General features: G+C 62.6%; 24 protein-coding genes. 8 read left to right on the top strand and 16 right to left on the bottom strand.

Going from position 1 to position 24,600, the window contains the following annotated elements:
• The first annotated feature begins 4 nt into the window (after positions 1-4).
• Entirely contained in the window at positions 5-1,528 is a 1,524-nt protein-coding gene (gene lnt / locus PspS04_RS24010) for an apolipoprotein N-acyltransferase (protein ID WP_159998118.1), read from the top strand.
• A gap of 62 nt (positions 1,529-1,590) precedes the next feature.
• On the opposite strand, the gene PspS04_RS24015 is transcribed toward lnt, so the two are convergent.
• The gene (locus tag PspS04_RS24015) at positions 1,591-2,358 is read right to left on the bottom strand and encodes a YdcF family protein (protein WP_095166328.1); all 768 of its coding nucleotides are present in this window, start codon (positions 2,356-2,358) and stop codon (positions 1,591-1,593) included.
• A gap of 136 nt (positions 2,359-2,494) precedes the next feature.
• Positions 2,495-2,815 carry a hypothetical protein gene (locus tag PspS04_RS24020; protein WP_159998120.1) on the bottom strand — a complete coding sequence of 107 codons (321 nt, stop codon included), beginning with the start codon at positions 2,813-2,815 and terminating at the stop codon, positions 2,495-2,497.
• Positions 2,816-3,086: 271 nt separating this feature from the next.
• Between PspS04_RS24020 and leuS the strand changes: the two genes are divergently transcribed.
• From leuS to PspS04_RS24045, 5 genes are all read left to right on the top strand, one after another.
• Positions 3,087-5,693 (top strand): leucine--tRNA ligase, encoded by a 2,607-nt coding sequence (gene leuS, locus PspS04_RS24025; RefSeq protein WP_095166324.1) that lies wholly within the window; start codon positions 3,087-3,089, stop codon positions 5,691-5,693.
• A gap of 87 nt (positions 5,694-5,780) precedes the next feature.
• A complete protein-coding gene (locus tag PspS04_RS24030) occupies positions 5,781-6,386 on the top strand; it encodes an LPS-assembly lipoprotein LptE (protein WP_159998122.1) in 606 nt (201 codons plus the stop codon).
• Between the two features lie 39 nt (positions 6,387-6,425).
• Positions 6,426-7,463 (top strand): DNA polymerase III subunit delta, encoded by a 1,038-nt coding sequence (holA, locus tag PspS04_RS24035; protein WP_095166320.1) that lies wholly within the window; start codon positions 6,426-6,428, stop codon positions 7,461-7,463.
• A gap of 142 nt (positions 7,464-7,605) precedes the next feature.
• On the top strand, positions 7,606-7,761 hold the full coding sequence (gene arfA / locus PspS04_RS24040) for an alternative ribosome rescue factor ArfA (RefSeq protein WP_095166318.1): 156 nt from the start codon (positions 7,606-7,608) through the stop codon (positions 7,759-7,761).
• A 61-nt stretch (positions 7,762-7,822) separates the two neighbouring features.
• Entirely contained in the window at positions 7,823-9,145 is a 1,323-nt protein-coding gene (locus PspS04_RS24045; protein ID WP_159998123.1) for a lytic murein transglycosylase, read from the top strand.
• 115 nt (positions 9,146-9,260) lie between these two features.
• Here the strand turns inward: PspS04_RS24045 and PspS04_RS24050 are convergent, their stop codons facing one another.
• The 13 genes from PspS04_RS24050 to PspS04_RS24110 all read right to left on the bottom strand — a co-directional run bounded on the left by PspS04_RS24050 (position 9,261) and on the right by PspS04_RS24110 (position 21,762).
• Positions 9,261-10,211 (bottom strand): S66 peptidase family protein, encoded by a 951-nt coding sequence (locus PspS04_RS24050; RefSeq protein WP_159998125.1) that lies wholly within the window; start codon positions 10,209-10,211, stop codon positions 9,261-9,263.
• Positions 10,212-10,293: 82 nt separating this feature from the next.
• Positions 10,294-11,316, bottom strand: a complete 1,023-nt coding sequence (gene lipA / locus PspS04_RS24055) for a lipoyl synthase (RefSeq protein WP_095166313.1) — start codon at positions 11,314-11,316, stop codon at positions 10,294-10,296.
• A gap of 1 nt (position 11,317) precedes the next feature.
• The gene (gene lipB, locus PspS04_RS24060; RefSeq protein ID WP_095166311.1) at positions 11,318-11,965 is read right to left on the bottom strand and encodes a lipoyl(octanoyl) transferase LipB; all 648 of its coding nucleotides are present in this window, start codon (positions 11,963-11,965) and stop codon (positions 11,318-11,320) included.
• Positions 11,965-12,240 carry a DUF493 domain-containing protein gene (locus PspS04_RS24065; protein WP_008152827.1) on the bottom strand — a complete coding sequence of 92 codons (276 nt, stop codon included), beginning with the start codon at positions 12,238-12,240 and terminating at the stop codon, positions 11,965-11,967. The genes lipB and PspS04_RS24065 overlap by 1 nt, the downstream gene beginning before the upstream one ends.
• Before the next feature lie 80 nt (positions 12,241-12,320).
• Positions 12,321-13,478 (bottom strand): D-alanyl-D-alanine carboxypeptidase family protein, encoded by a 1,158-nt coding sequence (locus tag PspS04_RS24070; RefSeq protein WP_095166309.1) that lies wholly within the window; start codon positions 13,476-13,478, stop codon positions 12,321-12,323.
• Positions 13,479-13,672: 194 nt separating this feature from the next.
• Positions 13,673-14,629, bottom strand: coding sequence for a septal ring lytic transglycosylase RlpA family protein (locus tag PspS04_RS24075; protein WP_371917574.1), 957 nt, complete (start codon positions 14,627-14,629; stop codon positions 13,673-13,675).
• A 56-nt stretch (positions 14,630-14,685) separates the two neighbouring features.
• Positions 14,686-15,696, bottom strand: a complete 1,011-nt coding sequence (mltB, locus tag PspS04_RS24080; protein ID WP_095166304.1) for a lytic murein transglycosylase B — start codon at positions 15,694-15,696, stop codon at positions 14,686-14,688.
• Positions 15,697-15,713: 17 nt separating this feature from the next.
• Positions 15,714-16,817, bottom strand: coding sequence for a rod shape-determining protein RodA (gene rodA / locus PspS04_RS24085; RefSeq protein ID WP_162530240.1), 1,104 nt, complete (start codon positions 16,815-16,817; stop codon positions 15,714-15,716).
• Positions 16,818-16,848: 31 nt separating this feature from the next.
• Positions 16,849-18,744: a penicillin-binding protein 2 gene (gene mrdA, locus PspS04_RS24090; RefSeq protein WP_095166300.1), complete on the bottom strand. Its 1,896-nt coding sequence runs from the start codon at positions 18,742-18,744 to the stop codon at positions 16,849-16,851.
• 10 nt (positions 18,745-18,754) lie between these two features.
• Positions 18,755-19,222: a 23S rRNA (pseudouridine(1915)-N(3))-methyltransferase RlmH gene (gene rlmH, locus PspS04_RS24095; RefSeq protein WP_003185785.1), complete on the bottom strand. Its 468-nt coding sequence runs from the start codon at positions 19,220-19,222 to the stop codon at positions 18,755-18,757.
• Positions 19,223-19,231: 9 nt separating this feature from the next.
• The gene (gene rsfS / locus PspS04_RS24100; RefSeq protein ID WP_095166298.1) at positions 19,232-19,726 is read right to left on the bottom strand and encodes a ribosome silencing factor; all 495 of its coding nucleotides are present in this window, start codon (positions 19,724-19,726) and stop codon (positions 19,232-19,234) included.
• Positions 19,727-19,799: 73 nt separating this feature from the next.
• The gene (gene nadD / locus PspS04_RS24105) at positions 19,800-20,522 is read right to left on the bottom strand and encodes a nicotinate-nucleotide adenylyltransferase (protein ID WP_095166296.1); all 723 of its coding nucleotides are present in this window, start codon (positions 20,520-20,522) and stop codon (positions 19,800-19,802) included.
• Positions 20,491-21,762, bottom strand: a complete 1,272-nt coding sequence (locus tag PspS04_RS24110) for a glutamate-5-semialdehyde dehydrogenase (protein ID WP_095166294.1) — start codon at positions 21,760-21,762, stop codon at positions 20,491-20,493. The genes nadD and PspS04_RS24110 overlap by 32 nt, the downstream gene beginning before the upstream one ends.
• Positions 21,763-21,949: 187 nt before the next feature.
• Here PspS04_RS24110 and PspS04_RS24115 point away from each other — a divergent pair, with 187 nt between their 5' ends.
• Together PspS04_RS24115 and PspS04_RS24120 are read left to right on the top strand one after the other, a co-directional pair.
• The gene (locus tag PspS04_RS24115; RefSeq protein ID WP_095166292.1) at positions 21,950-22,633 is read left to right on the top strand and encodes a DNA-3-methyladenine glycosylase; all 684 of its coding nucleotides are present in this window, start codon (positions 21,950-21,952) and stop codon (positions 22,631-22,633) included.
• Between the two features lie 43 nt (positions 22,634-22,676).
• Positions 22,677-23,993, top strand: coding sequence for a bifunctional DedA family/phosphatase PAP2 family protein (locus PspS04_RS24120; RefSeq protein WP_159998127.1), 1,317 nt, complete (start codon positions 22,677-22,679; stop codon positions 23,991-23,993).
• 7 nt (positions 23,994-24,000) lie between these two features.
• Here PspS04_RS24120 and PspS04_RS24125 read toward each other — a convergent pair whose 3' ends face one another.
• Entirely contained in the window at positions 24,001-24,591 is a 591-nt protein-coding gene (locus PspS04_RS24125; RefSeq protein ID WP_159998129.1) for an LON peptidase substrate-binding domain-containing protein, read from the bottom strand.
• Positions 24,592-24,600: the final 9 nt, after the last annotated feature.

The following is a 24,600-nucleotide window of genomic DNA, read 5'->3' on the forward strand; positions in this document are numbered from 1 at the left end:
CGAAATGCGCTGGATAACCCGCCCCGGCTGGCCCGGTAACCTGCTGGCCGTGGCGGCCGGTGCAATCACCACCCTGGCGCTGGCGCCGTTCGATATCTGGCCGCTGGCACTGCTGGCGGCCGGCTTGTTCTATGCCGGCCTGCGCCATCTGACCCCGCGCCAGGCACTGGGGCGCGGCTGGTGCTTCGGTTTCGGCCTGTTCGGCGCCGGTACCAGCTGGATCTACTACAGCATCCACCACTTCGGCGGCGCCTCGATGCTGCTCGCCGGCTTCCTGATGCTGCTGTTCACCGCGGCGATCGCCTGGTTCTTCGCCCTGCCCGCCTGGGTCTGGGCGCGCTGGCTGCGCCGTAACGAAGCGCCGCTGGCCGACGCCCTGGCCTTTGCCGCCTTGTGGGTGGCCCAGGAAGCATTCCGCGGCTGGTTCCTTACCGGCTTCCCCTGGCTCTATTCCGGCTACAGCCAGCTCGATGGCCCGCTGTCCGGCCTGGCGCCAGTGGGTGGGATGTGGCTGGTGTCGTTCACCATCGCCCTGACCGCAGCGCTGCTGTGCAACGCGCCACGCCTGCTACGCAACCGCCGCCCTGGTTTCATCGCCGCCGGCGTGGTGCTGCTGGTCGGCCCATGGGCGGCGGGCATCGCACTCAAGGGCCACGCCTGGACCAGCCCGTCCGGCGAGCCGTTGAGCGTGGCGGCCATTCAAGGCAACGTCGAACAAAGCATGAAGTGGGACCCGGCGCAGCTCAACTCGCAGTTGGCGCTGTACCGCGACATGAGCCTGAGCTCCAAGCGCGTCGACCTGCTGATCTGGCCGGAAACCGCGGTGCCGGTACTCAAGGAGTCCGCCGAGGGCTACCTGAGCATGATGGGCACCTTTGCTGCCGAGCGGAATTCGGCGCTGATCACCGGTGTGCCGATTCGCCAGGTGGTGCACCAGGAAAAACGCTTCTACAACGGCATTACCGTGGTCGGTGAAGGTGACGGCACCTACCTCAAGCAAAAGCTGGTGCCGTTTGGTGAATACGTGCCTCTGCAGGACGTGCTGCGTGGCCTGATCGCCTTCTTCGACCTGCCGATGTCAGACTTTGCCCGTGGCCCGGCCGACCAGCCGATGCTGCAAGCCAAGGGCTACCAGATAGCCCCGTTCATCTGCTACGAAGTGGTCTACCCGGAGTTTGCCGCGAGCCTGTCAGCGCGCAGCGACCTGCTGCTGACCATCAGCAACGACACTTGGTTCGGCACCTCCATCGGCCCGCTGCAGCACCTGCAGATGGCGCAGATGCGCGCGCTGGAAGCCGGGCGCTGGATGATTCGAGCGACCAACAATGGCGTCACCGGGCTGATCGACCCATTCGGCAAGATCACCGTGCAGATCCCGCAATTCGAGCGCGGCATCCTCTACGGCGAGGTGGTGCCGATGCACAACCTGACACCGTACCTGCAATGGCGCTCGTGGCCGCTGATCGTCCTCTGCCTATTGCTGTTTGGCTGGGCACTGCTGGCCAGCCGGATGGCCAAGACCGTCTAGAACCGAACCCGCCCCTTGTAGGTGCTGGCTTGCCAGCGAACGCCTGCAAGGGGTGCAACGGGTCATCGATAAAACAACGCATACCCCGCCTGCCCCGCCGCCTCATTCAACAACTGCCCGGAGCGCCAGATCGACTTGAAGGTCGGTAGCCAGCCACCCAGTGGCTCGGCATTGGCGTTATCGCTGCCCAAAAAGCCCATTGGCGCCGGCACCACGCTCAATCCCGCGGCCTCAAAACTCCAGACACTGCGCGGCATGTGCCAGGCCTGGGTCACCACCACTACGCGCTTCAAGCCCAACGGTTGCAGCAGTTCGGCGGTGAACTGGGCGTTTTCCCAGGTCGTGCGGCTGCGCCCTTCCTGCCAGCGCACCGTGACCCCGAAATCTTCCTGCAGCGAATCGGCCATCAGCTTGGCCTCGGTCGGCGGCGTGCCGTAATGCAGGCCGCCACTGGTCAGTACCGGCAAACCCGAAGCCTTGGCCAGGCGCGCCGCATAGCGTTCACGCTCCAACGCCACGCCCGTGGGCTGGTCGGAACCCCAGGCCGGGTCGCCTCGCTCACGACCAGCGCCCAACACCACGATCACATCCGCGCGCTCGGCCAGGCTCGCCCACTCACTGCGCGCCAGCGCCGGTTCACGCTCAAGAGCCTTGGCGCCCCATTGCACCATTACCGGCAAGCTCATCAGCCAGAATCCACCGGCACCCAGGACAAAACACAGGGTTGCCAGACGCGGCCGGGAACGGCGAAACCACCAGGCTAGCGCCAGCAGCAGCAAAAGAATGCCGGGCGGCATGAGCAGTTGTTTGACCAAGTAACGAAAAGGCATCGAGCATCTCCAAAGATGCCCGAAGCCTAAGTGGGTTGAAGTAAAGCGACAACCAAGGTGACGGACCTTTTCATCAAAAAACCATCACCGGTGACTTCATGTGCCCGCTCGGGGCGACAAACACGTACCTGATCACTTACTTGACCTGCAGGGACCGGACCTTTACCGCGTCGCTGCCAGGTGCCTTGTCTTTCAACCAGATGACTTTGGCCGAACGAGGGGCATCGTTGTGCTTCACTGCTGTTGACAAGACTCCATGCGCCTCGCGTTCACTACGGTCCAGATAAGCCTTGATCAGATCGAACTCTGCGCGGCTCAACCCGCGAAGTTCCAGTTCCAGCGGACGCTCATCACGCAACCGCCCGGCGGTCTTTACCGCGTCCAGGGCCATCCCCAGACGATCTATCAGTTTTTCGTACAACTCGGGTTGCGTAACTTTTGTTTGCGACTCAACCATCCCTCACCTCATTGAAGATAAGACCTACTCCCCAACTAGAGCTTAGCTTCGTCGCACAAACCGGCCGCGCGCCGCGACCAACGGCCCCAGCTGTGGTTAACGCGGCGCAATCAGGGTTTCCCTAGGCCGAGTACGGTCATGTATGCTACGGCGCTTCCTGTAACTCCACTTCCAGCTCGGCTGGGCATCGAAAACGCCACATGTGGCGCAATCCAGGTCCAGCGTTGCATTGAAGAGGATTAGGCCACCCCTAATCAGTTAAAAAGTAGCCATGCACGAACAATATCAGCCCCGTGAAATCGAAGCCGCCGCCCAATCATTCTGGGACGAGCAAAAGTCCTTTGAAGTCAGTGAACAGCCAGGCAAGGAGACTTTCTATTGCCTATCGATGTTCCCTTACCCCAGCGGCAAGCTACACATGGGGCACGTGCGCAACTACACCATCGGCGATGTGATCTCCCGCTACCAGCGCATGCTCGGCAAGAACGTCCTGCAACCCATGGGTTGGGACGCCTTCGGCATGCCGGCGGAAAACGCCGCGATGAAGAACAACGTCGCACCGGCCAAGTGGACCTACGAAAACATCGCCTACATGAAGACCCAACTGCGCAGCCTGGGCCTGGCGGTGGACTGGTCGCGCGAAGTGACCACCTGCAAGCCCGATTACTACCGCTGGGAACAATGGCTGTTCACTCGCCTGTTCGAAAAAGGCGTGATCTACCGTAAAAACGGCACCGTGAACTGGGACCCGATCGACCAGACCGTCCTGGCCAACGAACAGGTAATCGACGGGCGCGGCTGGCGTTCCGGCGCGCTGATCGAAAAGCGCGAAATCCCGATGTACTACTTCAAGATCACTGCCTACGCGGATGAGCTGCTGGAGAGCCTCGACGAACTGACTGGCTGGCCGGAACAGGTCAAGACCATGCAGCGCAACTGGATCGGCAAATCCCGCGGGATGGAAGTGCAGTTCCCGTACAACGTCGATTCGATCGGCGAAGCCGGCACCCTGAAAGTGTTCACCACCCGTCCGGACACTTTGATGGGAGCGACTTACGTCGCCGTGGCCGCCGAGCACCACCTGGCTTCGCTGGCTGCAAAAAACAATCCTGAGCTGCAAGCGTTCATCGCTGAATGCAAAGGCGGCAGCGTGGCCGAAGCCGACGTCGCCACCCAGGAGAAAAAGGGCCTGCCGACCGGCCTGTTCGTCGAGCACCCGCTGACCGGTGAAAAACTCCCGGTCTGGGTCGCCAACTATGTGCTGATGCACTACGGCGATGGCGCGGTAATGGCGGTGCCGGCCCACGACGAGCGTGATTTCGAATTCGCCCACAAGTACAACCTGCCGGTCAAATCGGTGGTGCGTACCAGCGCCGGCGAAACCAACCCGGCCCCGTGGCAAGACGCCTACGGCGAGCACGGTACGCTGATCAACTCTGGCGAATTCGACGGCCTGGATTTCCAGGGCGCGTTCGACGCCATGGAAGTGGCCCTGATCAAGAAAGAACTGGGCGCCTCGCGCACCCAGTTCCGCCTGCGCGACTGGGGCATCAGCCGCCAGCGCTACTGGGGCTGCCCGATCCCGATCATCCACTGCGAAACCTGCGGTGACGTGCCAGTGCCGCAAGATCAACTGCCGGTCGTACTGCCCGAAGACGTGGTACCGGACGGCGCCGGTTCGCCATTGGCGCGCATGCCTGAGTTCTACGAGTGCAGCTGCCCGAAATGCGGCGCACCGGCCAAGCGCGAAACCGACACCATGGACACCTTCGTCGAGTCGTCGTGGTACTACGCCCGCTACGCCTCGCCGCACTTTGAAGGCGGCCTGGTAGAAAAATCCGCGGCCGACCACTGGTTGCCGGTTGACCAGTACATCGGCGGTATCGAACACGCCATTCTGCACCTGCTGTACGCGCGCTTCTTCCACAAGCTGATGCGTGACGAAGGCCTGGTGAGCTCCAACGAGCCGTTCAAGAACCTGCTGACCCAGGGCATGGTGATCGCCGAGACGTACTACCGTCGCGAAGCCAACGGCGCCTACACCTGGTTCAACCCGGCGGACGTCGAGCTGGAGCGCGACAGCAAGGCCAAAGTGATCAGCGCCAAGCTGATTGCCGACGGCCTGCCGGTGGAAATCGGTGGCACCGAGAAGATGGCCAAGTCGAAGAACAACGGCGTTGACCCACAGTCGATGATTGACCAGTTCGGCGCAGACACCTGCCGCCTGTTCATGATGTTTGCCTCGCCACCGGACATGAGCGCGGAATGGTCCGACTCCGGCGTCGAAGGTTCGCACCGCTTCCTCAAGCGCGTCTGGCGCCTGGCGCAAGCGCACATCACCCAGGGTCTGCCGGGCAAAGTGGACGTCGCCAGCCTGAACGACGAGCAGAAAGCCATTCGCCGCTCGATCCACCTGGCCATCAAGCAGGCCAGCCACGACGTCGGCCAGAACCACAAATTCAACACTGCCATTGCCCAGGTGATGACGCTGATGAACGTGCTGGAAAAAGCCCCGCAAGGCACCGCACAAGATCGCGCCCTGGTTCACGAAGGCCTGGAAACCGTGACCTTGCTGTTGGCTCCGATCACCCCGCACATCAGCCACGAGCTGTGGCATCAACTGGGCCACGCCGATCCTGTGATCGACGCCGGCTGGCCAGTGCAGGATGACAGCGCTCTGGTCCAGGACAGCTTGACCCTGGTTATCCAGGTCAACGGCAAGCTGCGTGGCCAGATCGAAATGCCGGCCAGCGCCACCCGCGAAGAGGTCGAAGCTGCGGCGCGCGCCAACGAAAACGTACTGCGTTTCGTCGACGGCCTGACCATTCGTAAAGTGATCGTGGTACCCGGGAAACTGGTCAACATCGTCGCCAGCTAATTGGAGCAGGTGCCAGGCCCGGCCTGGCACCGAACAAAACCTTTCGGGCGCCATAGCGGCCCACATGGTTTCAAGGGGAGCAACAAGATGATCAAACGCAATCTGCTGGTGATGGGCCTCGCGGTCCTGCTGAGCGCCTGCGGTTTCCAGCTGCGCGGCACCGGTACTACCGCACTGGCAATCAAGGAACTCGACCTGAGCGCACGTAACGCCTATGGCGAAACCGTGGTCATGATGCGCCAGGTATTGCAAAGCAGCGGCGTCAACGTGGTTACTGGTGCACCGTACAAACTGGTGTTCACCGACGAACAGACCACCCAGCGCAGCCTGAGCTACTCCGGTGCCGGGCGGACCGCCGAGAACGAACTGACCACGGTGCTCAACTACCAGATCGTTGGCCAGAACAACCTGTCGCTGATCAGCGACAAACTGCAGGTGCAGAAGGTTGTCATGCACGATGGCAGCAACATCACCGGCTCCGTCCAGGAAGAAGACGAAGCCCGCAAGGAAATACGTCGCGACCTGGTGCAGCGCATGATGTTGCGCTTGCAGCAACTGACCCCGGCCCAGCTGGATCAACTGCAGCAGACCGCTGACGCCCGCGCCAAAGCCGAAGCCGATGCTCTGGAAGCGGCGCAACAGACTGAAGCGAACACCCCGCGCCAGTCGCCGCTGCAAGTCCCTGCCGAGTAAGTCTTACGGGGCGCCTGTGCGCCCCGTTTGCCCCGCCCTATGAAACTCGCCCCCGCCCAACTCGCCAAACACCTGCAAGGCGCCCTCGCGCCGGTCTACATCATCAGCGGCGATGACCCGCTGCTCTGCCAGGAAGCCGCCGACGCCATTCGCTCGTCTGCCCGCCAGCAAGGTTTTGATGAACGCCAGGTCTTCAGCGCCGATGCCAGCTTTGACTGGGGCACGCTGCTGCAAGCCGGCGCCAGCATGTCGTTGTTCGCCGAAAAACGCCTGCTGGAGCTGCGCTTGCCGTCCGGCAAACCGGGGGACAAGGGTGCCGCGGCCCTGATGGAGTACTGCTCGCGTCCGGCCGAAGACACCTTGCTGCTGATCAGCCTGCCCAAGCTCGACGGCAGTGCGCAGAAAACCAAATGGGGCAAGGCCCTGGTCGAAGGCGCGCAGACCCAGTTCGTGCAGATCTGGCCGGTGGACGCCAACCAGTTGCCGCAGTGGATTCGCCAACGCCTGTCCCAGGCCGGACTCAGCGCCAGCCAGGATGCCGTTGAACTGATTGCCGCCCGCGTCGAAGGCAACCTGCTGGCGGCCGCCCAGGAGATCGAAAAGCTCAAGCTGATGGCTGAGGGCGGGCAGATCACGGTCGAAACGGTGCAAGCGGCCGTGGCCGATAGCGCGCGCTTCGATGTGTTCGGGCTCACCGATGCGATTCTCAACGGTGAAGCCGCCCACGCCCTGCGCATGCTCGAAGGCTTGCGTGGTGAGGGCGTGGAACCACCGGTGATTCTCTGGGCCCTGGCCCGTGAGCTGCGCCTGCTGGCCAACCTGTCGCTGCAATACAGCCAGGGCGTGCCGCTGGACAAAGCCTTCAGCCAGGCCCGACCACCGGTATGGGACAAACGCAAACCGCTGATGAGCAAGGCCCTGCAACGCTACTCGGCGCCCCGCTGGGCGCAACTGCTGCTCGAAGCGCAACGCATCGACGCGCAGATCAAGGGCCAGGCCGCGGGCTCACCGTGGATGAGCCTCAGCCGCCTGTCGTTGCTGATGGCCGGCCAGCGCCTGATGCTACCCGCCGAGTAATCTTGTAGCAGCTACCGCAGGCTTCGCCAGCGGCTACAAATCGTCCGGGCGCGAAAGGTCCTACATAATGTAGGGGCTAGACAGTTCCCTCACTTCAGCCGATGATTCGCCCCGCACCACCCACCCCAGGAGTACACCGCCCATGAGCAGAAAACAGCGGCCCAACAAGGCCAAATCCATCGTCGCCCAGCCATTGTTCCGCAGCCGCCAGGAACAACCGGCCAAGGGCAAAGGCAGCTACCGCCGCGAAGCCTTCCAGTCTAAAAGCTGGGAGGCTTCTTACTTTCTGGCCGCTTGAAGCGCAGCACCCCCTCGACATGTTAAGGTCGGCACCTGATTCGTATTCTCTGGACCTGTGCATGCCCTTTAGTATTTCCCGTCGTTGGCACCTGCGCCAACTGATCGCTGCCACAAGCCTCGTTCTGCTTGTCGCCTGCGCGGAAAAACCAACCGCCGCCGACGCCCAACCGCTTCAGACCATTCCTGTCCCGACTGCCCCGGCCATTGTCCCGCCGGTGGTACCGACCGGCGACAATCTCGAGATCCAGCCGACCCAGACCTTCGAGCAATGGCAGGCCAACTTCCGCAAGGACGCGCTCGCCGCCGGTGTCAGCCCGAGCCTGTTCGACCGCGCCTTTGCCGGCGTCACCCCGGACATGAGCGTGATCCGCGCCGACCGCAGCCAGCCAGAGTTCTCCCGTCCGGTGTGGGAATACCTCGATGGCGCGCTGTCAGCCTTGCGCGTGCGCCGCGGCCAGGCGCTGCTGGAGCAATACGCCGAGACCCTGGGCGCGATCGAACAGCGCTACGGCGTCGATCGCCAGGTACTGGTTTCCGTCTGGGGTATGGAAAGCAACTTCGGCAGCTTCCAGGGCGACAAGTCGGTAATCCGCTCGCTCGCGACCCTGGCCTACGAAGGCCGGCGCCCGGGCTTTGCCCACGCGCAATTGCTGGCCGCGCTGCAGATTCTGCAACAAGGTGATATCGCCCCCGAGAAGATGCTCGGCTCCTGGGCCGGCGCCATGGGCCAGACCCAGTTCATCCCGACCACCTACAACACCCACGCCGTGGACTTCGATGGCGACGGGCGCCGCGACATCTGGGGTAGCCCGGCCGATGCGCTGGCCTCCACCGCGCACTACCTGCAAAGCTCTGGCTGGCAGAAAGGCCAGCCGTGGGGTTTTGAAGTCGAGGTGCCGAGCAGCTTCAACTACTCGCTGGCTGACGGAGCGATTCGCAAGACCGTCGCCGAATGGACACAGCTGGGCGTCAAGTTGCCCAACGGCGCCAGCGTGCCAGCCGGTTCCGAGCAACTGTCCGCCGCCTTGCTGCTGCCGGCCGGTTACCGTGGCCCGGCGTTCCTGATCCTCGATAACTTCCGCGCAGTGCTCAAGTACAACAACTCGTCGTCCTACGCCCTGGCGGTCAACCTGTTGTCCCAGCGCTTCAGCGGTGGCGGCCGGATCAACGGCGAATGGCCCAAGGATGACCTGCCGCTGAGCCGTTCCGAGCGCATTGAATTGCAGAATCTACTGAGCACCCACAACTACGACGCCGGCAACCCCGACGGCATCATCGGCGCCAATACCCGCAAGGCTATCCGCGCGGCACAACAGTCATTCGGCTGGCCGGCTGATGGCTACCCGACGCACAAACTGCTGGACGCCTTGCGCAGCCGTTAAGAACCTCGCGAGCAAGCCGCAAGCGGGCCGGGCGGCGCTCCGCTTGCCAGGGATAGCGGTGGGTCAGGCGCCAGCGATGCTGAATGTACCGACCCCATCGCGAGCAAGCTCGCTCCTACAACCTGACCACCACATCCTGTTCCAGCACCAGGCTCTTGCCCCCCGCATCCAGCGTCACCAGGGCGCCCATCGGCAAGCTCAGGTTCGGGTCGCAATGGCCGCTGCGCCAGCCGGCCAGTACCGGAATCGCGAACGGCGCGAAAGTCTGCTTGACCAGGCGTGCCAGGGCATCGCTTTCAACTCCCGCCACATCCCCCACCAGCACCCCGCGCAAGCGGCTGAGTTTGCCGGCCAGGCGCAAGTGCGTCAGCAACCGATCGATGCGATACAGCGGCTCGTTGATGTCTTCGATGAACAGAATGATCCCGTCGGCGTCTATTTCGAACGGCGTGCCCATGGTGGCGGCGATCATCGACAGGTTACCGCCCAACAGTCGCCCCTGGGCGATGCCTGGCTCGATGGTCGTCAATGGGTAGGCCACCGGGTGCGCCAGCCGACTGCCGGCCGTCAGTTGACCTCGGAGCAGGCTGAACAACGACGCCTCGGTCGGCGCTTGTTTGCCCCCCAGCAGGTCGGCATTGAGCATTGGCCCGTGAAAGGTGACGAACCCCGCATAGCGACTGATCGCCAGGTGCAAGGCGGTGATGTCGCTGTAGCCGACAAACGGCTTGGCATGCCGGCGCAGCAGCTCGTAGTCGATCCGGTCCAGCAGGCGCGGGCTGCCATAACCGCCGCGCAGGCACAGGATCGCGTCGATGGCCGGGTCACTGAACGCCTGGTGCAGGTCATTGAGGCGCACCTCATCGCTGCCCGCCAGGTAACCGTCCTTCTCCAGGACCCCGGGGTAGATCTTCAGCGAGTAGCCGCGCGTGCGCATCCAGAGCAGCGCCTGTTCGGTATCCAGGGCCGCCGGACCTGCGGGCGCAATCACTGCGATGCGGCCCGCAGCGGGTAACGCCGGTACGGCGGTATGTGGCGCAACAATGGCAGTAGAGCGAGTGGTCATCCGTGATTCCTTCCTATGACCCGATTAAAAAAAAGCCCGCAAAGCGCTAAACCTTGCGGGCCCTTGGTCTTTCACCCAGCGATCAGGACGACATCAGCTCGGCCTTGACCAGCTTGGCCTGCTCGTCCGCGTGGTACGAGGAACGCACCAGCGGGCCGGAAGCGACGTTCTTGAAGCCCATCTTGTAACCTTCCTCGGCGAACCAGGCGAAGGTGTCCGGGTGCACAAAACGCTGCACCGGCAAGTGGCTGCGCGACGGCTGCAGGTATTGGCCCAGGGTCAGCATGTCGATGTCGTGTTCGCGCATGCGCTTCATGACTTCGATGACTTCTTCGTCGGTTTCGCCCAGGCCCAGCATCAAGCCGGACTTGGTCGGAATGTGCGGCATCATCTGCTTGAATTTCTGCAGCAGGGTCAACGACCACTGGTAGTCCGAACCCGGACGCGCGGCCTTGTACAGGCGCGGCACGGTTTCCAGGTTGTGGTTGAACACATCTGGCGGCTCGGCGGCAGTGATGGCCAGCGCCACGTCCATGCGCCCACGGTAGTCGGGGACCAGGGTTTCGAGCTGCACGTTCGGCGACAGCTTGCGGATCTCGCGGATGCAGTCGGCAAAGTGCTGGGCACCGCCGTCGCGCAAGTCGTCGCGGTCGACCGAGGTGATCACCACGTACTTGAGTTTCAGGTCGGCGATGGCGATGGCCAGGCTTTCCGGCTCATTGACGTCCAGTGGTTTCGGACGGCCGTGACCGACGTCGCAGAACGGGCAACGACGGGTGCAGATGTCGCCCATGATCATGAAGGTCGCGGTACCGCCCGAGAAGCACTCGCCCAGGTTCGGGCAGGAGGCCTCTTCACAGACACTGTGCAGCTTGTGTTTGCGCAGCAGGGCCTTGATGCGGTCGACTTCCGGGGAAACCGGGATACGCACGCGAATCCAGTCTGGCTTCTTGGGCAGTTCGGTGGTCGGAATGATCTTTACCGGGATGCGTGCAACCTTCTCGGCGCCGCGCAGCTTAACGCCGGCTTCAACCTTGGCACGCGGGGCCGGACGCTCGGTGACATCCAGCGTCGGGATCATGGTTTGCACTGCATCAGTAGTCATATCAGTCGATTCCGCCCGTTAGGGTCGTCTGCTCAGCATAGTCGAGGTGTTTGACGAGCTGCGCGCGCAGCCGGGCACTTACCTCGGCAAATTCTATCGGCCCTGTATGGTCACGCAGCTGAGTCATTGCCAGCCCGGCGTAGCCACAGGGGTTAATCCGTCGGAACGGCTCAAGGTCCATATCCACGTTCAGGGCCAGGCCATGAAAGGAACAACCGTGGCGGATCCGCAGTCCCAGCGAGGCGATCTTTGCACCGTTGACGTAAACCCCTGGTGCATCCGGCTTGGCCACGGCGCTAACACCATAGCTGGCCAGCAACTCGATCAGGCAGCGTTCCATCCGGCTGACCAGGTCCCGCACGCCAAACCCCAGCTTGCGCACATCCAGCAGCAGGTACGCGACCAACTGCCCCGGGCCGTGATAGGTCACCTGGCCGCCGCGGTCGACCTGCACTACCGGGATTTCCCCCGGCAGCAGCAGGTGTTCGGCCTTGCCGGCCTGGCCCTGGGTGAACACCGGCGGATGCTCGACCAGCCAGATCTCGTCGGCACGCTCGCTGCCACGCTCGTTGGTGAAACGCTGCATGGCCTGCCAGACCGGCTCGTAAGCCAGCTGGCCGAGCTCGCGAAAGCCCAGCGGTGCGGTCATCACAGCACCATGTGCACGAAACCGGTAGCCCGCAGCTCGCTATTGATGTCGTAGAGCTGTTCCTGACCGGTAGCAATGATGTGCAACTGGATGGTCGTGTACTTGCCATTGGTACTCTGGCGCTCGGCCAGGGTCTTGTGGTCTACGGTGGCGTGCTTCTCCAGGATCGCAATGATCTTGTCCTTGAAGCCCACTCCGGTATCGCCGATCACCTTAATCGGGTAATCCGCGCAAGGGAATTCGATCTTTGGCGCCTTTACTTCTGTATCTGTCATGGCGTAACGGCCTCGTAAGCCGTGGCAACGGACATGGCCCCGCTCCAGGTCGGAACGGGGCCATGCAGGTCCACACTAAATCAGTTGAACAAGCCGAAGAAGAATAGACGGATGCTATCCCACATGCGGCGCAAGATACCACCCTCCTCGACGGCGTCCAGCGCGATCAGGTCGGCGCTGTGCACCACCTTGTCGTCCAGCTTGACTTCGACTTTACCGATCACGTCGCCCTTGGCGATTGGCGCGATCAGTTGTGGGTTCATGGTCATGCTGGCAGCGAGCTTCTTCAGCTGGCCTTTGGGCAGAGTCATGGTCAGGTCTTGGGCCAGGCCAGCCTTGACCTGGTTGGTGGTGCCCTTCCAGACAGGAGCCTGGGCCAGCTCGGCGCCTTTTTGGTAGAACGTCTGGGTTTCGAAGAAGCGGAAGCCGTAGGTCAGCAGCTTCTGGGTTTCGGCTGCACGCGCGGTGTCGCTGTTGGTGCCGAACACCACGGAGACCAGGCGCATGCCATCACGTACCGCCGAGGACACCAGGCAGTAGCCGGCTTCGTCGGTGTGACCGGTCTTCAGACCGTCGACGGTCTTGTCGCGCCACAGCAGCAGGTTGCGGTTAGGTTGCTTGATGCCGTTCCAGAAGAACTCTTTCTGCGAGTAGATCGCGTAGTGAGCCGGGTCTTCGTGGATGATCGCGCGCGCCAGGATGGCCATGTCATGAGCCGACGAGTAGTGCTCTGGGTTTGGCAGGCCGGTCGGGTTCATGAAGTGGCTGTTGGTCATGCCCAGGTCAGCGGCAGTCTTGTTCATCATGTCGGCAAACGCGTCTTCGCTGCCGGCGATGTGCTCGGCGAGCGCAACACTGGCGTCGTTGCCCGACTGGATGATGATGCCGTGCAGCAGGTCGCTGACCGACACCTGCGAACCGACCTTGATGAACATCCGCGAACCGCCGGTACGCCAGGCGTTTTCGCTGACGGTTACCGGATCGTTTTCACCGATCTGGCCACGACGGATTTCCAAGGTCGCGATGTACGCGGTCATCAGCTTGGTCAGGCTGGCCGGCGGCAGACGTTGGTCACCGTTGTTCTCGACCAGCACGTTGCCGCTGCTGGCGTCCATGAGCACGTAGGCCTTGGCGGCCAGTTGTGGTGACGACGGCATCATCTCGGCCGCGAAAGCGGACGGCGAGAGGAGCAGCGGGACTAGCAGGCACAGGCGTTTGGCAAAGGTGGTGATGTTCATCCGTCTCTCGAAATCGCTAATGGAAACTGCCCTCGCGGGCAAAACTAATCTGACAACCTTCCCGGCACGGGCCTTGGGGTTGTCGCGTGTTCAGTTGTTCACTCACTAACCCTTGCCGGGCTTTTGTTGTACTACGAGCCAACAACTCAGGTTCACCCCCCAATACCGCAAGCGAACCTTGAATCAGGTGTTACTTACTCGGCCGTGACCAGGCTCGGCGAACCGAGATTGGCCAGGCGCACGCTGTTTTGCACTTGCGTAATCTCACCCGGCGAACCGATAGGCCCCAGGCGAACCCGGTGCAGGGTCTGCTGATTGCGCACGATAGAGCTGATGAACACCGGAGCGCTCACCATCCCGCTGAGCTTCGATCTCAGGAGCTCTGCAGCGTCCGGGTTGGCGAACGCGCCCACCTGCAGATACTGGCCAGAGGCTGGTACAGAAGCGTTTTTTTTAGCGTTGATCTGCATCGGCACGACCGCTGCCGCGTGCTGCTGTGGCGGCGGGGTCCATTGCTCGACCTTGCCGGTCGATGCGGTGATCACCGGCCCGCTGTTTTGCGCGACCTGTGGCTCATTGAGCATCAACGGTGCTGGCCGGCCCTTGGCCGCCCACCACTCTTGCGGGTCGATGCCTTCGACCTTGACCCGCGCGGTACCGGTTTCGGCATAACCGAGTTTCTTCGCGGCGGCGTAGGACAGGTCGATGATGCGGTCGGAATAGAACGGCCCACGGTCGTTGACCCGCAGCACCACCGTGCGCTTGTTGTCCAGGTTGGTCACGCGAACGTAGGCAGGCAACGGCAGGGTCTTATGCGCGGCACTCATGCCGTACAGGTCATAGACCTCGCCATTGGCGGTGTTCTGGCCATGGAACTTGGTGCCGTACCAGGACGCCGTCCCTGTCTCGACATAACGCTTGGACTCGGGCATCGGGTAGTAAGTCTTGCCCAGCACTGTGTAGGGGTTGGCCTTGTAGGACCCGGTGTGCAGGGTTGGCGTGGCGTCGGGAATGCGCGACACATCGACATCCCACCACGGCGCGCCGTCCTTGTGAGCCCGGTTGATGTCCAGTCCCGGCGTGGCGCGGACAGCGGGCGGGGCTTTCTGCGGTTGCGGCGCACGGCTGGTCGAACAACTGACCATGAGCATCGACAACGCGGTGAAGGCCACCAGCTTCAGGGGTTTGCGGATTGGCAATGCCGGCATTACTTGACGCCCCGTGCTTGGACCAGCTGTTCAGACAACTGATGTACGGCCATGGCGTACATCACGCTGCGGTTATAACGCGTGATCGCGTAAAAATTCTTCAGGCCCATCCAGTATTCAGGGCCATTGTCGCCTTCCAGACGAAACGCGGTGACCGGCATATCGTCGCGCAGCGCATCATGACTCGACCAGCCCAGCGCTCGCAACTCCCCGACGGTTTTCGTCGGTTCGATCCCGGTGGTCAGGCCCTGGTCGACCTGATCGCCCCGCACTTCGGCGAGACTGACCACCGGCTGCCCGGCTTCCCAGCCGTGACGCTTGAAATAGCTGGCGACGCTGCCGATGGCATCGTCGGCGTTGGTCCAGATATTGATGTGGCCGTCGCCGTCGAAATCCACCGCATAAGCCCGAAAGCTGCTTGGCATGAATTGCGGCAAGCCCATGGCGCCGGCGTATGAGCCTTTGAGCGTCAGTGGATCGACCTGCTCTTCGCGCGCCAGCAACAAGAACTCACGCAACTCCTTGCGGAAGAATTCGGCACGTGGAGGGTAGTCGAAACCCAAGGTCGACAAGGCATCGATTACCCGATAGTTGCCGGTATTGCGGCCAAAGAAGGTTTCGACCCCAATGATCGAGACAATCACCTGGGCCGGCACGCCGTATTCCTGCTCGGCACGGGCCAGCACTGCCTCATGCTGACGCCAGAAGTCCACGCCGCGGGCAATTCGTGCATCGGTGAGGAACATCGGGCGATATTCCTTCCATTGCTTGACCCGCTCGGCAGGCCGCGAGATGGCATCGAGAATCGCCTGCTTGCGCTGGGCTTCACGGAACACGCCCATCAGCTGTTCGCCGGCAAAACCATAGTCGCGGGTCATCTCACCGACAAATTCGGCCACTTGGGGCGAGCCTTCATATTCGCCGGCCAACGCCATGGGCGCCGTGCCAAGGATGCTTACCAGGCCGACCCACGGAGCGTATCGAGTCGCCCAGCCACGCATTACTTGCATTGAACTCTTCACCTTATTCAAACCTGCGCGATCCACTTACGATGGGTATGGATCGACATCAAAACCCCAAACGCTGACAGCAGCGTCACCAGCGAAGTTCCGCCGTAGCTAATGAACGGCAACGGCACCCCCACCACCGGCAACAGGCCACTGACCATACCGATGTTGACGAAAACGTAAACAAAAAACGTCATGGTCAGCGCGCCAGCCAGCAATTTGCCAAACAGTGTCTGGGCCTGGGCGGTAATCACCAGGCCGCGGCCAATCAGTAGCAGATAGATCAGCAACAGGGCGCAAATGCCCACCAGGCCGAACTCTTCGCCCATCACCGCGATGATGAAGTCGGTGTGGCTTTCCGGCAGGAAGTCCAGGTGCGACTGGGTGCCCAGCAGCCAACCCTTGCCAAATACTCCGCCGGAGCCGATGGCGGCCTTGGACTGGATGATGTTCCAGCCAGTGCCCAGCGGATCGCTCTCCGGGTCGAGGAAGGTCAGCACGCGCTGCTTCTGGTAGTCGTGCATGACAAAGAACCACATGGCGATCGCCACCGGGACCGTGGCCGCCAGCACGCTGATGATCCAGCGCCAGCGCAGGCCCCCCATGAACAGCACGAAGGCGCCACCGGCAAGGATCAGCAGCGAGGTACCAAGGTCCGGCTGGCGCACGATCAGGATGAACGGGATGCCGATCAGGATCAGGCTGACCCCGACGTGCTTGAGCTGCGGCGGCAGTGTGCGCTTGGCCAGGTACCAGGCGATGGTCGCCGGCATGATGATCTTCATGAACTCCGAGGGCTGGAAGCGAATCACCCCGGGAATGTTGATCCAGCGCGTCGCCCCCATGGCGTTGTGGCCCATGATGTCGACCACGATCAGCAGCACCACGCCGAGCACATAGCCCAGCGGTACCCAGCGCGCCATGAAGCGTGGCTCGAACTGGGCGATGATGACCATCGACACCAGGCCGATGCCGAACGAGGTCGCCTGCTTGGCCAGCAGGTCCCAGCTCTTGCCGCTGGCCGAATACAGCACGAACAGGCTGCCGGCCGCGAGGATCAGCAGCAGGATCAGCAGCGGACCGTCGATGTGCATGCGTTGCAACAGCGTCGCGCGGCGACGCATCACATCCTCGCTGGAGAGAATGCGATCAAAATTACTCTTCACGGGCCGTAGCCTCCGCGGTATTGGGGCTGGCGAACTCGGATTTGAGCCGGCCGTCCTGGTCCAGGAGCCAGGCGTCCATGATTTGACGGACCACCGGCGCAGCGACGCCGGAGCCGGACTCGCCGTTCTCGACCATCACCGACACGGTGATTTTCGGGTTGTCGGCTGGCGCGAACCCGACAAACAAGGCGTGGTCGCGGTGGCGCTCCTGCACCTTGGAGCGGTCGTACTTCTCACCCTGCTTGATCGCGACCACCTGGGCGGTACCCGACTTGCCGGCGATCCGGTATTGCGCGCCGATCGCTGCTTTGCGCGCCGTGCCGCGAGCACCGTGCATCACCTGCTGCATGCCATGGTTGACCCGGTTCCAGTCCAGCGGATCACGCAGGATGATGTCCGGCATCGGGTTGTCGTCCACCGGCTTTTCGCCTTCGATGGTCTTGGCCAGGTGCGGACGAATCCACTTGCCCTTGCTGGCTACCAGTGCCGTGGCCTGGGCCAGCTGCAACGGGGTGGACTGCATATAACCCTGGCCAATCCCCAGGATCAGGGTTTCCCCCGGGAACCAGGCCTGGCGGCGGGTGGCGCGTTTCCACTCGCGGGACGGCATCAGCCCCGGCGATTCTTCAAACATGTCCAGCGAGACCTTCTGGCCGATGCCGAACTTGCCCATGTAGGTCGACAACCGATCGATCCCCAGCTTGTGGGCCAGGTCATAGAAGTAGGTGTCGTTGGAACGCATGATCGCCGTGTCGAGGTCGACAAAACCGTCGCCGGAGCGGTTCCAGTTACGGTATTTGTGATCGTAGTTGGGCAATTGGTAATAGCCCGGGTCGAACACCCGCGAGGAGGCCGTCACCACCCCGGAGTCCAGGCCGGCAATCGCCACCGCCGGCTTGATGGTCGAACCCGGTGGATACAGGCCACGCAGCACGCGGTTGAACAGCGGCCGGTCAATGGAGTCACGCAACTCGGCATAGGCCTTGAAGCTGATACCGGTGACGAACAGGTTCGGGTCGAAACTCGGCTGGCTGACCATCGCCAGTACTTCGCCAGTGTTCGGGTCCAGCGCCACCACCGCGCCACGACGGCCACCCAACGCCGCTTCCGCCGCCTCTTGCAGCTTGATGTCCAGGCTCAGGACGATGTCCTTGCCGGGAATCGGATCGGTGCGCTTGAGTACCCGCAGCACCCGGCCTCGAGCGTTGGTCTCGACTTCTTCGTAACCGACCTGGCCGTGCAACTGGGGTTCGTAGAAACGTTCGATACCGGTCTTGCCGATATGATGGGTGCCGCTGTAGTTCACCGGATCGAGGGTCTTGAGCTCTTTTTCGTTGATCCGCCCCATGTAGCCCACCGAGTGCGCAAAGTGCGCACCCTGGGGGTAATGGCGCACCAACTGCGCAACCACTTCGACGCCTGGCAGGCGGAACTGATTGACCGCAATACGGGCAATCTGCTCCTCCGTCAGCTCGAAGAGGATCGGCACCGGCTCGAACGGCCGACGCCCCTGGCGCATGCGTTTTTCAAAGATCACCCGGTCCTCGGGCGTCAGCTGCAGCACCTCGACGATCACATCGAGTACCTGCTGCCAGTCGCCGGAACGTTCGCGGGTCATGCTCAGGCTGAAGCTGGGCCGGTTGTCGGCAATCACCACGCCATTACGGTCGAAGATCAAGCCGCGCGTCGGCGGAATCGGCTGAACGTGGACGCGGTTGTTTTCCGACAGGGTCGAGTGGTACTCGTACTGGATCACCTGCAGGAAATACAGCCGCGCAATCAGCACGCCGATCAGCACCACCACTGCAATTGCCCCGAACACGACGCGGCCACGCACCAGACGGGCGTCTTTTTCGTGGTCCTTGATGCGGATCGGCTGGGACATGAGGGCAGAGCTACTTGTGGTAAGGGTGGCCGGACAGAACAGTCCAGGCACGATACAGCTGTTCGCCGATCAGGATGCGCACCAGCGGGTGCGGCAAGGTCAAGGGCGATAACGACCAGCGCTGGTCGGCCCGCGCACAGACTTCCGGCGCCAGCCCCTCGGGGCCGCCGACCATGAAGTTCACCGTGCGCGAGTCCAGGCGCCAGCGATCGAGCTCTACCGCCAGTTGCTCAGTGCTCCACGGCTTGCCATGGACTTCGAGGGTGACGATGCGCTCGTTCGGCCCGACCTTGGCCAGCATGGCTTCGCCTTCCTGGCGAATGAAACGCGCCACGTCAGCATTCTTGCCCCGGGTGTTGAGCGGTATTTCCACCAGTTCCAGCGCCAGCTCGGACGGAAGACGCTTGGCATATTCATGCCAACCTTCTTCCACCCATTTGGGCATGCGTGAACCGACGGCGATCAGTCGCAGTCGCACAGCGATCCCTTATAGCTGGTCTTTGTTGAGCTTGGTGAAGTGCTCATGGGTGTTTTCCGGGCTGTGGTGCGCGGCGCTGGCCGAACGGCTTTGCTCGGCACCGGCCCACAGGCGCTCCAGGTCGTAGAACTGGCGTGCCGAGGCGGTCATCATGTGCACGATGACATCGTCCATGTCCAGCAGGACCCAGTCGCTGTCGCCCTTGCCTTCTTCGCCCAGCGGCTTGACGCCCTGTGCCTTGACCGCTTCGCGGACCTTGTCCAGCATCGCGCCGATCTGGCGGTTGGAGGTACCGGTGGCGATGATCATGAAGTCGGTGATGCTCTGCTTTTCACGAACGTCGATCACCTGGATGTCCTGGGCCTTGACGTCTTCCAGGGCCGCTACGGCAACCTTGACCAGCTCTTCGCCGGCCAGGATCACGCCAGTGTGTGCCTCTACTGGCAGCGGGGCGCTCTTGAACGTGCCTTTACGCTTTACTTTGGTTTGGTCTTTGTCAGTCATATAAAACTCGTTTTGCTCGTATGTTCGGGCGCATCAATACACGTTGTTGCCACGTGCCTTGAGGCACTCCTATTCAGTTCGGCGCACGGTAAAGTCCATGCGCATCGATGTAGGCCAGGACCGCGTCGGGCACCAGGAAACGTACCGACTTACCGCTGGCCAGCAGTTGACGGATCTGGGTGGCGGATACCGCGAGCGGTGTCTGCCAGACGAATGCAATCTGTCCACTCGGCCCTTTGAGGGCCAGCGGGTCGCTCACCGAGCGCGCGGCCAGCAGGTTGCGCAAGGCATCCGGCGGTTCGCTGTCGGCATCCGGGCGTTGCAGCACCAGGATGTGGCAATGCTGGAGCAACTCTTCCCAGCGATGCCAAGTGGGCAGGCCGCAAAATGCGTCCCAGCCCAAAAGTAAAAATACCTGGTCATCGGCGGCGAGTTCCGCGCGCATCAGCTCCAGGGTGTCAATAGTGTAGGACGGCTTGTCGCGTTTGAGTTCGCGGTCGTCCACCACCAGGGGTGCAACTCCAGCTACCGCGCACTCAACCATCGCCAGACGGTCGAGCGCCGACACCTGCGGCGTACCCCGATGGGGTGGCCTGGCGCTGGGTGTCAGGCGCAACTCATCGAGGTCCAGCGACTCGGCCACTTCCAGCGCACCGCGCAAATGGCCGATGTGCACCGGGTCGAAGGTCCCGCCCAGCACGCCAATGCGCCGGGGACAGGGTTCCTGGCGGGTCACTGTGGCTGACGGCTCGAGGTCGCCCAAGTCAGACCGGCTCCTGACCGCGCAACTGGCCATCACCGACCACGATGTACTTCTCGCAGGTCAGACCTTCGAGACCCACCGGGCCGCGGGCGTGCAGCTTATCAGTAGAAATGCCGATCTCGGCACCCAATCCGTATTCGAAGCCATCGGCAAAGCAGGTCGGGGTGTTGATCATCACCGACGCCGAGTCGACTTCAGCCACAAAACGCCGGGCGTCGCCCTGGTGTTCGCTGACGATCGAGTCGGTATGGTGCGAGCCGTAATGATTGATGTGTTCGATGGCCTGGTCCAGGCCATCGACCACCAGGATCGACAGGATCGGCGCCAGGTACTCGGTGCTCCAGTCTTGCTCGGTGGCCGCTTCGGCCTCGATGATTGCGCGGGTCCGCTCGCAGCCACGCAGTTCGACGCCTTTTTCGCGGAACTGGGCAGCCATGGCCGGCAGGAAGTCCTTGGCGACCGCCTGGTCGACCAACAGGGTTTCCATCGCGCCACAGATGCCGTAGCGGTAGGTCTTGGCGTTGAACGCAATCCGCTGCGCCTTGGCCAGGTCGGCGTGGGCACTGACGTAGACGTGGCAGATGCCGTCCAGGTGCTTGATCACCGGCACCCGGGCGTCGCGACTGACCCGTTCGATCAGGCCTTTGCCGCCACGCGGCACGATCACGTCGACGTATTCCGGCATGGTGATCAGCGCGCCCACTGCGGCACGGTCCGTCGTCTCGACCACTTGCACCACGGCAGCCGGCAGGCCGGCCTCGGCCAGGCCGCGCTGGATGCAGGCGGCAATGGCACGGTTGGAATGAATCGCCTCCGAGCCACCGCGCAGGATGGTCGCATTGCCCGACTTCAGGCACAGGCTGGCGGCGTCGATGGTCACGTTGGGCCGCGATTCGTAGATGATCCCGACCACGCCGAGGGGGACGCGCATCTTGCCCACCTGGATACCCGACGGCCGATAACTCATGTCGCGGATCGCGCCTACCGGGTCCGGCAGCGCCGCCACCTGACGCAAACCGACGATCATGCCGTCGATGCGTGCGGGGGTCAGGGCCAGACGCTCGAGCATTGCCGGCTCCAGGCCATTGGCCCGGCCAGCGGCCAGGTCCAGCTCATTGGCGGCAGTCAACTCGGCACGCGCGGCATCCAGGGCGTTGGCGGCGGCCAGCAGGGCGCGGTTTTTCTGCCCAGTGCTGGCACGGCCGATCACGCGGGAAGCATCGCGCGCAGCGCGACCCAAGCGGGTCATGTAGTCAAGAACGGACTCAGTCATAGTCTGGAGTGGTCTTTGCTATGGTCGTGGTAAAGAGTAAAGCGGCAGATTATAGCTGTCGCGTCACTCGACTAACAGCGGTGACGGGCGGATGGTCGAAATGGACAGCAAATAGTCAGTCTTCAGCCTGGATTAAGGCCCTGGTTGTTATCATAACGTCACATTTGCTCTCTGAATGCTGCCGCCCATGACCATTGTGACCCATCCCACGCAGCCAAAGGCCCTGCCTGACAGCTTTTTCAACCGCGACGCACAATTGCTCGCGTGCGAATTGCTGGGCAAGGTGATCCGCCATCGGATCGGAGATTTGTGGCTTTCGGCGCGGATTATTGAAACAGAAGCCTATTACTGCGACGAAAAAGGCAGTCACGCCTCCCTCGGCTACACAGAAAAGCGTAAGGCTTTGTTTCTGGATGGCGGGCACATCTATATGTATTACGCCCGTGGTGGCGACTCCCTGAACTTCAGCGCCCACGGGCCCGGCAATGCGGTACTGATCAAGTCCGCCTATCCTTGGGTCGACGAGGTCTCGGGGCCAGCGAGCCTGGCCCAGATGCTGCTCAACAACCCCGATGCGAATGGCCGGCCGCGCCCCTCGCAGAAGCTCTGCGCCGGCCAAACCCTACTGTGCAAGGCCCTGGGGCTGAAAGTACCGACCTGGGACGCCAAGCGCTTTGACCATGAGGTGCTGTTTGTCGAAGACCTTGGCCGACCGCCCACCCATGTGATCCAGACCACCCGCCTGGGCATCCCCCACGGCCGCGATGAGCACCTGATGTACCGCTTTGTCGACAGTGCCTACGCACCCTATTGCACACGGAACCCTCTACGCCGCGGCCAGGTCGAAGGCCGCGACTATTTACTGATCTGATCCCTGCCCTCGATGGGCCAACAGCAATCCTGGAGTTGTACCTATGGGCCCATGGCTCGATAGCCTGACCGCTTGGTTAACGGCAAACCCGCAATGGCTGGCGGCCGCCGTATTTATCGTGGCCTGCATTGAGTGTCTGGCGATTGCCGGCCTGATCGTCCCCGGCACCGTCCTGTTGTTTGCCGTTGCGGTACTGGCGGGCAGCGGCGCCCTGTCGCTGGGGGAAACCCTACTGCTGGGCTTTCTCGGCGGTGTGCTGGGGGACGTGGTGTCGTATTTCGTCGGCCGGCACTTCCATCAGAACATCCGGCGCTTGCCGGGCTTGCGCCACCACCCTGAGTGGATCGGCAGTGCCGAAGCCTATTTCCAGCGCTATGGCATCGCCAGCTTGCTGGTGGGGCGCTTTATCGGTCCGTTGCGCCCGATGCTGCCGATGGTCGCCGGGATGTTCGACATGCCCTTCCCGCGCTTTTTTGCCGTCAGCCTGCTGGCAGGTGCCGGCTGGGCCGTAGCCTATCTTCTGCCGGGCTGGGCCACCGGGGCGGCTATCCGCTTGCCATTGCCCGAGGGTTTCTGGCCCCAGGCCGGGCTGGTAGTGGGCAGCATCGCGGTGCTGGTAGGCCTGGGTATCAACAGCGGCCTGCGCGGACATCGGCGCTCTACCTTGCTGATCGCCGGCCTGAGCCTGCTGATACTGGGCGGGCTGTTTGTCGGCTACTCACACCTTGGCGCCTTCGATCAAGGCCTGATGACCCTGGTGCAGGAACACCGCAAACCGCTGCTCGACGAGTTCGCGGTGATGCTGACCCAACTCGGTGAGTTCAAGCACATGTTGGTGATCAGCGCGGCGCTGACCCTGGTGCTGCTGGCCACGCGGCAATGGCGGCACTTGCTGTTCGCCGGCGGCACCTTGCTGGTGACTGCGCTGGCCAATACCGCCACCAAGCAGTTGTTCGCGCGGATGCGCCCGGAAGTCCTGACCGACCCACTGACCAGCTACAGCATGCCCAGCGGTCATGCCTCAGGTTCGTTTGCGCTGTTCCTGACCCTGGCCGTGCTGGCGGGTCGAGGACAACCCCAGCGCATGCGCCTGACCTGGCTGCTGCTCGGTTGCCTGCCGGCCCTGGCCATTGCCTTGTCGCGGGTTTACCTGGGGGCTCACTGGCCGACCGATGTGGTGGCCGGAGCCATGCTCGCAGCCTGCGTGTGTGCCGCCAGCCTGTGGCTGAGCCAGCGCCAGGCGCCGCTCAATCCGCTACCGGCGAAAATCTGGTGGTTGATCCTGCCCGTGATGGTGGCGCTGTTCGGCTTCTACGCCCTGCAGAATCTGCCGCACGCGATGATGCGTTACGCGTACTGAGGCAATATCAGGCGAACAACTCACCCTGCAGCTCATCCAACAACGCCTGGATCGCATCCAGGCGTTGTTGCGGATCATCGACCTGCAGCAGCCCGATCTTGTCCAGCTCGGAGAATGGCAACAAGTAGGCCAACTGGTTGGCCAGTGACTGCTGGCCTGCGGCGTCGGTACCCATGTTCAACGCCTCGACCATCGGGTGCTCGGCCAGCGCCTTGAGCAAGGCCATCAGATCGGCGTCCTCTTCCTGCAGGGGCTGCTCGGGTAAATCGTCGAGCCACTCGACTTCGGCGACCGTCAACTGATCGCGCTGCACTTCGCTGCGCAACACATTGAAGCGGCGTGCGCCCTGCACTCGAATTCCCAGCAGGCCGTTGTCCTGCTGCTTGAAATCGGTGATCCGCGCTTCGCAGCCGACCAGTGCATACCCCTGCGGGGCCAGGCCGACCTCTTCGCCCTCAAGAATGCACACCACGCCAAACCCTGCCCCCTGCTTCATGCAGCGGCTGATCATGTCCAGGTAGCGCGCCTCGAAAATCTGCAGATCAAGGAAACAGCCGGGAAACAGCACCGTATTCAGCGGGAAAAGCGCCAGACTCATAGACATGTC

Origin of the sequence: Pseudomonas sp. S04, assembly GCF_009834545.1 — a bacterium.
Taxonomy (GTDB): domain Bacteria; phylum Pseudomonadota; class Gammaproteobacteria; order Pseudomonadales; family Pseudomonadaceae; genus Aquipseudomonas.